This is a genomic window from Agromyces sp. GXQ0307, assembly GCF_044769845.1.
Lineage (GTDB): Bacteria > Actinomycetota > Actinomycetes > Actinomycetales > Microbacteriaceae > Agromyces.
Genome location: NZ_JBIZVY010000003.1, coordinates 285227 through 297222 on the forward strand (window position 1 = coordinate 285227; position 11996 = coordinate 297222).

Annotated in this window: 14 protein-coding genes and 1 tRNA gene; 4 read left to right on the plus strand and 11 right to left on the minus strand. The window is 71.9% G+C overall.

Annotated features, from left to right (window positions below; translation table 11 throughout):
* The first annotated feature begins 37 nt into the window (after nucleotides 1-37).
* The 3 genes from pdhA to ACIQH8_RS11400 are packed head-to-tail and all read left to right on the plus strand — an operon-like array spanning nucleotide 38 to nucleotide 3767.
* Nucleotides 38-1174, plus strand: a complete 1137-nt coding sequence (gene pdhA, locus ACIQH8_RS11390) for a pyruvate dehydrogenase (acetyl-transferring) E1 component subunit alpha (RefSeq protein ID WP_400998581.1) — start codon at nucleotides 38-40, stop codon at nucleotides 1172-1174.
* A complete protein-coding gene (locus tag ACIQH8_RS11395) occupies nucleotides 1171-2199 on the plus strand; it encodes an alpha-ketoacid dehydrogenase subunit beta (protein WP_400998583.1) in 1029 nt (342 codons plus the stop codon). Before pdhA ends, ACIQH8_RS11395 begins: the two co-directional genes overlap by 4 nt.
* Nucleotides 2196-3767 carry a dihydrolipoamide acetyltransferase family protein gene (locus tag ACIQH8_RS11400; RefSeq protein WP_400998588.1) on the plus strand — a complete coding sequence of 524 codons (1572 nt, stop codon included), beginning with the start codon at nucleotides 2196-2198 and terminating at the stop codon, nucleotides 3765-3767. The genes ACIQH8_RS11395 and ACIQH8_RS11400 overlap by 4 nt, the downstream gene beginning before the upstream one ends.
* An 86-nt stretch (nucleotides 3768-3853) precedes the next feature.
* On the opposite strand, the gene ACIQH8_RS11405 is transcribed toward ACIQH8_RS11400, so the two are convergent.
* Nucleotides 3854-4360: a hypothetical protein gene (locus ACIQH8_RS11405; RefSeq protein WP_400998591.1), complete on the minus strand. Its 507-nt coding sequence runs from the start codon at nucleotides 4358-4360 to the stop codon at nucleotides 3854-3856.
* Nucleotides 4361-4481: 121 nt separating this feature from the next.
* Here ACIQH8_RS11405 and ACIQH8_RS11410 point away from each other — a divergent pair, with 121 nt between their 5' ends.
* Nucleotides 4482-4697, plus strand: coding sequence for a hypothetical protein (locus tag ACIQH8_RS11410; protein WP_400998594.1), 216 nt, complete (start codon nucleotides 4482-4484; stop codon nucleotides 4695-4697).
* A 125-nt stretch (nucleotides 4698-4822) separates the two neighbouring features.
* Here the strand turns inward: ACIQH8_RS11410 and ACIQH8_RS11415 are convergent.
* The 10 genes from ACIQH8_RS11415 to rplU form a co-directional block, all read right to left on the minus strand.
* Nucleotides 4823-4898 (minus strand) — tRNA-Ala (locus tag ACIQH8_RS11415).
* Between the two features lie 79 nt (nucleotides 4899-4977).
* Nucleotides 4978-5382 (minus strand): ribosome silencing factor, encoded by a 405-nt coding sequence (rsfS, locus tag ACIQH8_RS11420; RefSeq protein ID WP_400998597.1) that lies wholly within the window; start codon nucleotides 5380-5382, stop codon nucleotides 4978-4980.
* A 52-nt stretch (nucleotides 5383-5434) separates the two neighbouring features.
* Nucleotides 5435-6160, minus strand: a complete 726-nt coding sequence (locus ACIQH8_RS11425; RefSeq protein WP_400998599.1) for a hypothetical protein — start codon at nucleotides 6158-6160, stop codon at nucleotides 5435-5437.
* A gap of 545 nt (nucleotides 6161-6705) precedes the next feature.
* Nucleotides 6706-7404 carry a nicotinate-nucleotide adenylyltransferase gene (nadD, locus tag ACIQH8_RS11430; protein ID WP_400998601.1) on the minus strand — a complete coding sequence of 233 codons (699 nt, stop codon included), beginning with the start codon at nucleotides 7402-7404 and terminating at the stop codon, nucleotides 6706-6708.
* The gene (locus ACIQH8_RS11435; protein WP_400998603.1) at nucleotides 7328-7549 is read right to left on the minus strand and encodes a hypothetical protein; all 222 of its coding nucleotides are present in this window, start codon (nucleotides 7547-7549) and stop codon (nucleotides 7328-7330) included. Before ACIQH8_RS11435 ends, nadD begins: the two co-directional genes overlap by 77 nt.
* Before the next feature lie 69 nt (nucleotides 7550-7618).
* Nucleotides 7619-8899 (minus strand): glutamate-5-semialdehyde dehydrogenase, encoded by a 1281-nt coding sequence (locus ACIQH8_RS11440; RefSeq protein WP_400998605.1) that lies wholly within the window; start codon nucleotides 8897-8899, stop codon nucleotides 7619-7621.
* A gap of 46 nt (nucleotides 8900-8945) precedes the next feature.
* On the minus strand, nucleotides 8946-9731 hold the full coding sequence (gene proB, locus ACIQH8_RS11445; RefSeq protein ID WP_400998608.1) for a glutamate 5-kinase: 786 nt from the start codon (nucleotides 9729-9731) through the stop codon (nucleotides 8946-8948).
* The gene (gene obgE / locus ACIQH8_RS11450; protein WP_400998611.1) at nucleotides 9728-11263 is read right to left on the minus strand and encodes a GTPase ObgE; all 1536 of its coding nucleotides are present in this window, start codon (nucleotides 11261-11263) and stop codon (nucleotides 9728-9730) included. Before obgE ends, proB begins: the two co-directional genes overlap by 4 nt.
* A 72-nt stretch (nucleotides 11264-11335) precedes the next feature.
* Nucleotides 11336-11593, minus strand: coding sequence for a 50S ribosomal protein L27 (gene rpmA, locus ACIQH8_RS11455; protein ID WP_067948501.1), 258 nt, complete (start codon nucleotides 11591-11593; stop codon nucleotides 11336-11338).
* Between the two features lie 21 nt (nucleotides 11594-11614).
* Nucleotides 11615-11923 (minus strand): 50S ribosomal protein L21, encoded by a 309-nt coding sequence (gene rplU, locus ACIQH8_RS11460; protein WP_166548834.1) that lies wholly within the window; start codon nucleotides 11921-11923, stop codon nucleotides 11615-11617.
* Nucleotides 11924-11996 lie beyond the last annotated feature (73 nt).

Genomic DNA, 11996 nt, shown 5'->3' on the forward strand with positions numbered 1-11996 from the left:
CGAGCGAGGTCGATGCAGACTGTCGCACCATGGCCACATGAGCCTCAACGTCGAGCATCACGAGACCCGTGTCCTCCCCTCCGAGAAGCCGATCCGACTCCTGGACAATGCGGGACATGCGCTGCACGGACGCGAGACCGGCGGCTTCGAACTCCCGCCCGTCGAGCGGCTGCTCGACCTGTACCGGCGGATGGTGGTCGCCCGCCGCTTCGACGTCCAGGTGACCGCGCTCACCAAGCAGGGTCGGCTCGCGACCTATCCGTCCGCGTACGGGCAGGAGGCCTGCGAGATCGGCGTCGTCTCGGCGATCACGTCCGACGACTGGCTGTTCCCGACCTACCGCGACAGCATCGCACTGCTCACCCGCGGCCTCGAGCCGGGCGAGATCCTGCAGTCCTTCCGCGGCGACTGGCACAACGGCTGGGACCAGCACGCGCACCGCACTGCCGCCATGGCGACCCCGCTCGCGACACAGGCCCTGCACGCCGTGGGCCTCGCGCACGCCGCGCGCCTCCGGAACGATCCGATCGTGACGCTCACCTACCTCGGCGACGGCGCCACGAGCGAGGGCGACGCCCACGAGGCGTTCAACTTCGCCGCGGTGTGGCAGACGCCGACCGTGTTCCTCGTGCAGAACAACCAGTTCGCGATCAGCACCCCGATCGCCCGGCAGACGCACGCCGCGACGCTCGCCGACAAGGCCGTCGGCTACGGCATGCCCGGCTACCACGTCGACGGCAACGATGTCGCGGCGATGTTCGCCGTCGCGTCCGCGGCGGTCGACCGCGCCCGCGCGGGCGGCGGTCCGACCCTCATCGAGGGCCTCACCTACCGCATCGAATCGCACACCAACTCCGATGACCCGACCCGCTACCGCGCCGCTCGCGACGTGGAGCACTGGAAGCGCCGCGACCCGATCGAGCGGCTCGAGAAGTACCTCGTCTCCGAGGGCGCCCTCACCGACGACGTCCGCGCCGAGATCGCCGAGGCCGGCGAGGAGCTCGCCGCCCGCACGCGCGACGCGATGAGCGCGGCGCCCGAACTCGATCCGCTCGAGCTCTTCGACCACGTCTACGCGACCCCGCGCGCCGCGCTCGCCGAGCAGCGCGCCGCGCTCGAGGCGGAGCTCGCCGCCCACGCCGACCGCGCCCGCGAGGAGGTGGCCGCCCGATGAGCACGCCCGTCACCGAGCCCGCGACGGATGCCGCGGCATCCGCCCCCCAGCCCCTCACCATGGCGGGCGCGCTGAACGCCGCCCTCCGCGACGCGATGGCCGAGGACGACCGCGTCGTCGTGTACGGCGAGGACGTCGGACCGCTCGGAGGCGTGTTCCGCGTCACCGACGGCCTCCAGGCGGCGTTCGGCGAGGACCGCGTCTGGGATTCGCCGCTCGCCGAGGCCGGCATCGTCGGCACCGCCGTCGGCATGGCCATGTACGGGCTGCGCCCCGTCGTCGAGATGCAGTTCGACGCGTTCAGCTACCCGGCGTTCGAGCAGATCGTCTCCCACGTCGCGAAGATGCGGAACCGCACGAAGGGCCGCGTGAGCCTGCCCATGGTGATCCGCATCCCGTGCGCCGGCGCGATCGGCGGTGTCGAGCACCACTCCGACTCGTCCGAGGCGTACTGGGCCGCCACGCCGGGCCTCACCGTCGTCATGCCCTCGAACCCGGCCGACGCGTACTCGATGCTGCGCGAGGCCATCGACAGCGACGACCCGATCGTGTTCATGGAGCCGAAGAGCCGCTACTGGTCGAAGGCCGAGTTGAGCCTGCCGGTGCGCACCGCGCCCATGAATCGGGCCGAGGTCGTCCGCGAGGGCACCGACGTCACGCTCATCGGCTACGGCCCGACCGTGCGCACCGCACTGGATGCCGCGGCCGCGGCTGAGGCGGAGGGGCTCTCGATCGAGGTGGTCGACCTTCGGAGCCTCTCGCCGTTCGACGACGAGACCGTCGGTGCATCGCTGCGCAAGACCTCGCGCGCCGCGGTCATCCACGAGGCCGCGCAGTTCGGCGGCTACGGCGCCGAGGTCGCCGCGCGCCTGACCGAGCGCAATTTCTTCCACCTCGCCGCGCCGATCCTCCGGATCACGGGCTACGACATCCCGTACCCCTCGCCCAAGCTCGAGGAGCATCACCTGCCGACGCCGGACCGGGTCCTCGAAGCACTCGCCTCGTGGGAATGGGACCTCGCATGAGCGCGCGCGAGTTCATCCTGCCCGACCTCGGCGAGGGCCTCACCGAGGCCGAGGTGGTCGCCTGGCTCGTCGCGCCCGGCGACGAGGTGAGCGTCGACCAGCCGGTCGTCGAGCTCGAGTCGGCGAAGTCGGTGGTGCAGCTGCCGACCCCGTTCGCGGGCGTCGTCGAGTCGCTCGGCGGCGAGGTCGGCCAGGTCCTGCACGCGGGCCAGGTGCTCATGCGCCTCACCCCCGTCGGTGCGGCGAGCGATGAGGGTGCGCCGGCGACGGATGCCGCGGGGTCCGCGCCGGCCGCGGCTCCCGCCGGCGCATCGGCGGAGACCGGCGCCCCGGTCGCAGCCGAACCCGGAATCGCGGTGCCCACCGACGCCGCAACCGAGGAATCCGGCGCCGTGCTCATCGGCTACGGGACGCGCTCGAGCGCAGCGACGGCACGTTCGGCATCGGCGCCCTCGCGCTTCGGTCGCCGCCGTTCCGGTGGCGACCCGTCGGCCGAGTCGACGGGAGCGCCGGCCGCGCACGGGAACGATGCCGTCACCGACGACACGCCCGAGCCCGCCGACGTCGTCGACGCGGCGCCGGCCGCGCCCGGGCTCCCACAGGACGACGAGGAGCGCGCGCTCGCCGAAGCGCACGCCGCGCACACCCTCGAGCACGGCCGCCACTCCCCCGTCATCTCGCCGATCGTGCGTCGGCTCGCCCGCGAGAATGGCTTCGACGCCACCGAGCTGCTCGGCAGCGGGCCGGACGGCCTCGTGGTCCGGGCGGACGTCGAGGCGTTCATCGCCGAACTCGACGATGCACGAGCCGGGCGCGGTACCGCACCCGCCATGCCGTCGATACCCGCGGCACCGGTCGCACCGGCCGCCGCGCGCGCCGGCGAGCAGCGCGTGCCGCTCGACCGCATGCAGCGCGCGGCCGCCGCACACTTCACGCGCTCGCGCCGCGAGATCCCCGAGGCGACGGTCTGGGTGGACGTCGACGCCACCGAGCTGCTCGCCGCACGTCGTCAGCTCAACGCGGCGACGGGCGAGAAGTTCGGGATCACCGCGCTCGTCGCGCGGTTCGCGATCGCCGGGCTCCGGCGGCATCCGTCGCTGAACGCGAGCTTCGACGCAGAGCGGAACGAGCTCGTCCTGCACTCGGGCATCAACCTCGGGCTCGCCGCGCAGACCCCGCGCGGCCTCCTCGTCCCAGTGGTGCACGGCGTCGAGCGGATGTCGCTGCGCGAGTTGCGCGATGCGATCCAGTCGCGCACGGAGCAGGCGACGACCGGGGCCTTCCCACCCGACGCACTCACGGGCGGCACCTTCACGCTGAACAACTACGGCACCCTCGGCGTCGACGGCTCGGCCGCGATCATCAACCACCCGGAGGCCGCGATGCTGGGCATCGGGCGCCTCGTCGAGCGGCCGTGGGTCGTCGACGGCGCCATCGCGGTGCGGACGGTGACCGAGCTCACGATCTCGTTCGACCACCGCGTCTGCGACGGCGCCGAGGCCGCCTCGTTCCTGACGTTCATCGCCGGGTGCATCGAGCGGCCGATCTCGCTCCTCGCCGACCTCTGAGTCGGTGGGGGCAGGTGCCGCTGCCCCTGCATGGCGAAGGCGCATCCTCGCGGATGCGCCTTCGCTCTTTCCGGGCTCCGGCCGGTCTAGAAGAAGTCGTCGGGAGTGCCGGCGGCGCGCTGGACGTCGCGGGTCTCGATGCGGGCCGCCTCGAGCTTCGCGACCGCCACACGCAGGCCGGACTCCATCTGCGCGGCCCAGGCGTCGGACTCGCGTGCACTCGTCTCGGCCGCGCGGGCGCGCGCCTCGGCGGCATCCGCCGACCGCCGGGCCTCGGCCACCTGTCGCAGCGCGAGCGAGATGCCGTAGTACGCCGCGACCATGGTCGCGATCGGCGCCGCGACGATCGCGAGCGCGGCGATGCCCGAGGCATCGGGGCTGAACGCGACGACGAGCGCGAACGCGAGGAAGAGCGCCGCGATCGCGACCAGTACCACGAGCATGAAGCGGAGGTCGCGGCTCCACGAACCACGCTTCGCCGACGTCTCGGCCTGGGTGTCGGAGGTCTCGGGTTCGGGCTGGAAGACGACGGTGTCGCCGTAGGCGCCGTCGCCGCCCGTGTGATCGACGGGCCGGGTCGTCGTGTCGCTCATGTCGCGCAATCCCCCAGTGTCAGCATGTCCCCCAATTGTGGGCCGGGCCGGTGGGACGGTCAAGCAAGCGCGCCGCATCGTGGCACGCCCGAATGTCGGCGGGTGATGAGAACCTCTCGACATGGGAATCGTCGAACTGATGCAGGCCAGGGAGCTCGCCGTGGGCGACATCCTCGTCAGCGCCACCGGCGGCTCGTACGAGATCACCAAGGTCGCACGGGTCGGGCGTGGCATCCGCGTGCAGTACCTGACCGAAGACGCGCGACCGGGCCGCTTCACCGCCGCACCCGAGTCCATCGTCCGTGCGCGCCGTTCGCACGCGACGCACGCCGCCTGAAGGCGTCCGGTCGGCGCGTGCAGGCGAGGCCGGAACCGGCGCTTCGGAGCGGTCCGCTTCGCCGCGGCATCCGCCCCTCAGACGACGAAACCCCCGAGCGATCTGCCCGGGGGTTTCTCTTCGATTGGTGGATCTGAGGGGACTCGAACCCCTGACCCCCTGCATGCCATGCAGGTGCGCTACCAGCTGCGCCACAGACCCGTTCTCGGTTTTGCTGCCCTCGCGGGGCAACGGATTCAGACTACACCAGCCTCCCGAAGGAAGTGAAATCGAGCCGGCCTCAGCTGAACGACGTGGTTCCCGAGCCGGTTGCCCCGTCGCGTTCGATGAGCGGCGCCACGGGAATGGCCGGGCAATCGCGCCAGAGTCGCTCCAGGCCGTAGTACATGCGCTCCTCGCGGTGGAAGACGTGCACGACGAGATCGCCGAAGTCGAGCAGCGCCCAGCGCCCGCCGTCACGGCCCTCGCGGCGCGCGACATCCTGCCCCTCCTCGCGAAGCGCCTCGACGATCGCATCGGCGATCGCGACGACGTTGCGCTCGGCGGAGCCGGTGACGAGAAGGAAGACGTCCGCGAACGGCAGTGGTTCGGAGACGTCGAGTGCGACGAGATCCTCACCGCCCTTCGCGTCCGCCGCCCGCGCGGCGATGGCGAGCAGTCGGTGTGCGTGGTCGGTTGCGGTCATGTCCTCGACTTCCCGGGAGCCGACGCGCTGCCCGCCCCCATCATGTGCCCGATCAGAAGAGCCCCGCCATCGCACCGACGACGAGGGTCGCGACGACGCCGAGCGCCAGCACGCCCGCGGTGACGGCGAGCACGAGCGGCACGTTCATGCCCTCCTTGCTCGGCGGGGCCATCATCGCCTTGCTCGGCTGCTGCGTGCTGATCGCGCGGGTCGCCGCCACCGGCGCGACGCCCGGGCCCGCCAGGTCTTCGACCGAGTCGAACAGCCGGTCGACGTCGCTCGAGTCGATCTGGCTCGGGTGCACGCCGGTCGCACCGTAGCTGCGGGGCAGGTCGATCGACCCGGTCACGATGATCTCGCCGCTCGGCGCGAGCTGCTGGCCGAGGGGCCCCTCGTCGGGCAGCGACGGCAGGATCAGCGCGTTCGTCGTGGTCGGGACCCCGCGCGGCGAGCCGCCGCGTGAGAGCAACTGGTCGTACGGCTCGGAGTGGTCGTCCGGGAGGTTCAGCTGCGAGGTCCAGTGGCCGACGGGCTTCGGCGCGGCCACGGGCTCGTCGAGACCGGCATCGACGGTCGTGTGCGGCGCGGCGGCCCGAGACGGAGCCGGCTGATGGGGGTGCCGCGGCGGCTGAAACTCGTCCTGCGGTCGTCCCGCGACGGGTCCGCGTGCCTGACGCTGCAGAGCCCCACCGGCGGGCACCGGCCGCTGCGGTGCGACGACCTCGGGCTCGACCTCGTCGATGTCGTCGAAACCGTCGCCGGAGTGCGACTCGAGCATCGCGCGCAACTCACGACGGGTGAGCGTTCGCTCGGGCGTCGTCTGCGGCGCGGGTGCGCTTCGCGGAGGTCCCTGAGGAGGACGCGGCGCGGCTGCGCCGGGCGGAACCTGCCCCTGGCCGGGGTACGGCCGGTGGTCGACCGGCACGGGCATCGGGCCCGACGGAGTCGCGGACCGCGGTGGCTGCGCGGCCCGCTGCGGCCCCTGAGCCGGTGCACCGGGTGCGGGCGGCTGCCTGCGCGGGTCGTTCCATCCCTGCGGCGGTCGCTGCGTCGGCGGGGCCTGGCGCGGGTCGGCCGGACGCTGCGTCGAACTCGGCGGGCCACCGGGAGCGGTGCGGGCGGGTTGCGCGACCCGCGGGTCGGCGCCGTTCGGGTGGGCCGGCCGTGCCGACTGCTGCGAGTACGGCTGCCCAGCGGGCGTCGGGGACTGCGCGGGAGCCGGTGCGGCGCCCTCGGGTGCCGACGACGCAGCACGCTGCTGCTCGAGCATGCGCTCGCGCTCGCGCATCTCGCGGCGCGTGAGCGGCGGTTCCTGCGACGACGTCATTCGACACTCCGGTAGAGGTGGTGCTTGGAGATGTACTGGACGACCCCGTCAGGCACCAGGTACCACACCGGTGATCCCCGGTGCACTCGATCCCGGCAATCGGTCGACGAGATCGCCAACGCCGGGACTTCCAGCAAGCTTACGTCCTGCTCGGGCAGACCCGAAACGGACAGGACATGTCCCGGACGACTCACAGCCACGAAATGGGCGAGGCTCCAGAGCTCCGCCACATCCTTCCAGGACAGGATCTGCGCGATCGCATCGGCGCCCGAGATGAAGAAGAGGTCGGCGTCGGGTCGCTCCCGGCGGATGTCGCGCAGCGTGTCGATCGTGTACGTCGGCTTCTCGCGATCGATGTCCACCCGGCTGACGGTGAAACGCGGATTCGAGGCCGTCGCGATCACGGTCATCAGATACCGGTGCTCCGCCGGGGTCACGACCTCCTTGTAGTACGGCCGACCGGTCGGGACGAACACGACCTCGTCGAGCCCGAACTCCTGCGCGACCTCGCTGGCCGCCACGAGGTGCCCGTGGTGAATCGGGTCGAACGTGCCGCCCATCACGCCGAGGCGCGGGCGCCGCGCGGTCGAGGTCGAGGTCACGGCCGGACCGATGCGATCAGTGACCGCCGTGCTCGCCTCCCGCGTGGCGGGCGGCGTACGCCTCGGCCTTCGAGCGGTGGCGGTTGGCCACATCGCGGTAGGAGTAGACGACGAAGCCGAGCGTCACGAAGATCGCGAAGACGATCACGCCGTACCAGATCGGGTCGAACGGGAGTTCCCTCGCGAACTCGGTCTCGGTCATGACCATGCTCGTCTGCAGTGCGGTCGCCAGGCTCATCAGCCGTTCCTCCAGGTGTTTCGGGTGACGCTCAGGACAGTCTAGCGGGGGCGGGGGTCCGGAATCGGCTCAGGCGCGCACGTGACCGGCGCCCCGCACGATCCACTTCGTGCTCGTGAGCTCGGGCAGCCCCATCGGGCCACGCGCGTGCAACTTCTGGGTCGAGATCCCGACCTCGGCGCCGAAGCCGAACTCCGCGCCGTCCGTGAACCGGGTGGAGGCATTGACCATGACCGCCGCGGCATCCACCTCGTCGAGGAACCGCTCGGCGTTGCCCAGGTCGTTCGTGACGATCGATTCGGTGTGCTTCGTCGAGAACCGCCGGATGTGCGCGAGCGCGTCGTCGAGCGAGTCGACCACGCCGACGTTGAGGTCGAGGCTCATGTGCTCGGTGGCCCAGTCCTCGTCGGTCGTCGGCAGCGCGCCCGGGTGCAGCGCGCGCACGCGCTCGTCTCCGTGCACCGTGACGCCGGATGCCTCGAGCCGGGCGAGCACGGGCGGCAGCAGCCGCTCGGCGGCATCGGCATGCACGAGCAGTGTCTCGAGCGCGTTGCAGACGCTGGGTCGCTGCACCTTGGCGTTGTGCACGAGGTCGACCGACCAGTCCTCGCGCGCGCTCGCGTCGAGGAACATGTGCACGACGCCGGCTCCGGTCTCGATGACCGGCACGGTGGCCTCGTCGACGACGGCGCGGATGAGGGCGGCGCTCCCCCGCGGGATCAGCACGTCGACGTGGTCGCGGGCGCGCATCAGGTGGCGAGCCCCCTCGCGGCCGAAGTCGTCGACGGTCTGCACGAGGTCGCCCGGAAGCCCGGCCGCCTCGATCGCCTCGCGGAGCACCTCGACGAGCACCGCGTTCGTCCGCTCGGCCGCCGAGCCGCCGCGGAGGGCGACGGCGTTGCCGCTCTTCAGCGCCAGCGCCGCGATGTCGACGGTGACATTGGGGCGCGCCTCGTAGATCGCCCCGACGACGCCGAGCGGCACGCGCACCTGCTCGATGCGCACGCCGTTGGGGAGCGTGCGACCGTTCACGGTCTCGCCGACCGGGTCGCCGAGCGCGATCACGTCGAGCACCGCGTCGGCGATCGCGCCGATGCGGCGTTCGTCGAGCGTCAACCGGTCGAGCAGCCCGCTGCCGAGGCCCGACTCGCGCCCCCGTTCGAGGTCCTCGCGGTTCGCCGCGACGATGTCGTCGACCCGTGCCCGCAGCCGCTCCGCGATCGCCGCGAGCGCGGCATCCTTCTCGGCGGTCGTCGCACGCGCGAGCCGGCGCGACGCCTCCTTCGCGGCGGCGAGGCGCGCGTCGAGCACCTCGGCGAGGTCGGCGGGAGCGGTGGCGACGTCGGTCATGCATCCAGCCTAGTTCCGCCTCGCGGGCCGGATGCCGCGTGTGACGTCAGCGTGCGGCGGGCTCGAACCAGGTCCCCACCGGCTCGCCCGCGAGCGCCTCGTCGACGAGCGAGGTCGCCGTCACGAGCACCCCGGTGCCGGATGCCGCGGCGATCCGCGCGGCCGAGACCTTCGTCTCCGCGCCGCCGGTGCCGACGCCGGCGCGGCCGATCGACCCGATCTCGACGCCCTCGAGCTCGTCGCCGAACGGCACGTGCACGATGCGCTCGGCGCCCGGCAGGTGCGGCGGCCGCGTGTAGAGCGCGTCGACGTCGGAGAGGAGGACGAGCAGGTCGGCGCCGGTGAGTTCGGCGACCATCGCGGCGAGACGGTCGTTGTCGCCGAAGCGGATCTCGTGCGTGGCGACCGTGTCGTTCTCGTTCACGATCGGCAGGATGCGGAGGCCGAGCAGTCGTTCCATCGCGCGCTGCGCGTTGAGGCGGTGGGTCGAGTTCTCGAGGTCGCCGGCCGTGAGCAGCACCTGGCCGGCCACGATCCGGTACCGCCGGAGCGACTCCTGGTACCGGTAGATGAGGATGTTCTGTCCGACGGATGCCGCGGCCTGCTGGGTCGCGAGGTCGTCGGGTCGTGCGTCGAGCTGCAGGTACGGCATCCCGGTCGCGATCGCGCCCGACGAGACGAGCATCACCTCGGCACCGCGCGCGTGTGCGGCCGCGAGGGCGTCGACGAGAGGCGTGATCTGTCCGACGTTCTCGCCGGAGATCGAGGAGGAGCCGACCTTCACGACGATGCGACGCGCCGTGGTGATCGCGTCGCGGCTCAGGCCGGTCATCCCCGTCCCTCGTCGTCGACGTCGGAGGTGTCGTCGCCATCGCCCCAGATGCCCGCCTCGCGCTCGCGCTCGAGCTCGGCGCGGGCCTCGGCCTTCGCGTCCATGCGGTCGTGGTACCCGGCGCGACGCTCGGCGCGCGTGGCGCGACGGTTCTCATCGAGGCGCTCGTCCGTCCCGCGCGGCGACGAGATGAGCTCGGCCGTCGAGGTGAGCGTCGGCTCCCAGTCGAACACGACCCCGGCTCCGGGGCCGATGACCACGGTCGATCCGGCGACGGCGCCGGCACGGACCAGTTCGTCCTCGACGCCGAGGCGGGCGAGCCGGTCGGCGAGGTAGCCGACGGCCTCGTCGTTCTGGAAGTCGGTCTGCGCGACCCAGCGCTCGGGCTTCGTGCCGAGCACCCGGTAGATCGTGCCGTAGCTGCCGCCCTCGGGCTTCACGACGAACTCGACCTCGCGCACGGCCTTGGGTCGGAGCACGATGCGGGGCGCCTCGGTCTCCTGGGCGGCGTCGGCTCGGGCGCGGTCGACGACCTCGCCGAGCGCGAAGCCAAGCTGTCGGAGGCCCTCGTGGCTGACGGTGGAGATCTCGAACACGCGGTAGCCGCGCGACTCGAGCTCGGGCCGGACGAACTCGGCGAGCTCGCGTGCCTCGGGCACGTCGATCTTGTTCAGGGCGACGAGCTGCGGGCGCTCGAGGAGCGGCACCTGCCCCTCGGGCACCTCGTACGCCTCGAGCTCGCGGAGGATGACCTCGAGATCGGTGACCGGGTCGCGGCCGGGCTCGAGCGTCGCGCAGTCGAGCACGTGCAGGAGTGCCGAGCAGCGCTCGACGTGGCGGAGGAACTCGAGGCCGAGGCCCTTGCCCTCGCTCGCGCCCTCGATGAGGCCGGGCACGTCGGCGACGGTGAACCGGTGGTCGCCGGCCTGCACGACGCCGAGGTTCGGGTGCAGCGTGGTGAACGGGTAGTCGGCGATCTTCGGCCGCGCCGCGGAGAGCGCGGCGATGAGGCTCGACTTGCCCGCCGACGGGAAGCCGACGAGCGCGACATCCGCGATGGTCTTCAGCTCGAGCGTGACCTCGCCCTCGTACCCGGGCGTGCCGAGCAGTGCGAAGCCGGGCGCCTTGCGCTTCGGGGAGGCGAGGGCCGCGTTGCCGAGGCCGCCCTGGCCGCCGGGCGCGACGACGAAGCGCATGCCCGGCTCGGTGAAGTCGACGAGCTCGGTGCCGTCCTGGTCCTTCACGACCGTGCCGACCGGCACGGGGAGCTCGAGGATCTCCCCCGCCGCGCCCGAACGGTTGTCCCCGGCGCCGGGCTGTCCGTTCTCGGACGAGCGGTGCGGACGCCCGTGGTACGCGAGGAGGGTGGTGACCTGCGGGTCGGCGACGAGCACGATGTCGCCGCCGTCGCCGCCGTTGCCCCCGTCGGGGCCGGCGAGCGGCTTGAACTTCTCGCGGCGCACCGACACGCAGCCGTTGCCGCCGTGGCCGGCGCGCAGGAACAGGCGCACCTGGTCGACGAAGCTCACCATCGCCGCATCACTCCTTCTCGGGAAACACGTGAGGGCGAGCCGAAGCTCGCCCTCACGAAGACCGGTCGCTGCTTACGCGTCGACCGAGACGATGTTCACGACCTTGCGGCCGCCCTTGTTGCCGAACTCGACGGCGCCCGCCTCGAGGGCGAACAGCGTGTCGTCGCCACCGCGACCCACACCCGCACCGGGGTGGAAGTGCGTGCCGCGCTGGCGGACGAGGATCTCGCCGGCCGAGACGACCTGGCCGCCGAAGCGCTTCACGCCGAGGCGCTTGGCGTTCGAGTCACGACCGTTGCGAGTGGAGCTCGCACCCTTCTTGTGTGCCATTGTCCCTGTCTCCTCTGACCGTTACTTGATGCCGGTGATCTTGACGCGCGTGAGCTCCTGACGGTGGCCCTGGCGCTTCTTGTAGCCGGTCTTGTTCTTGAACTTCTGGATCACGATCTTCGGACCGCGCAGGTCGTTCAGGACCTCGGCCGTGACCGTGACCTTGGCGAGCGACTTCGCGTCGGAGGTGATCTTGTCGCCGTCCACGAGGAGGACGGGCGTGAGCTGGACGTTGCCGTCCTTGTCGGCCGCGATCCGGTCCATCGTCACGATGGTGCCGACCTCGACCTTCTCCTGCCGGCCACCGGCGCGCACTACTGCGTAAACCACTTCTCGTACCTATCTCCAGGGAGCCTTGCGACTCCTACAAATTTGATGGGATGTCACTGCGCGGATGACCCCA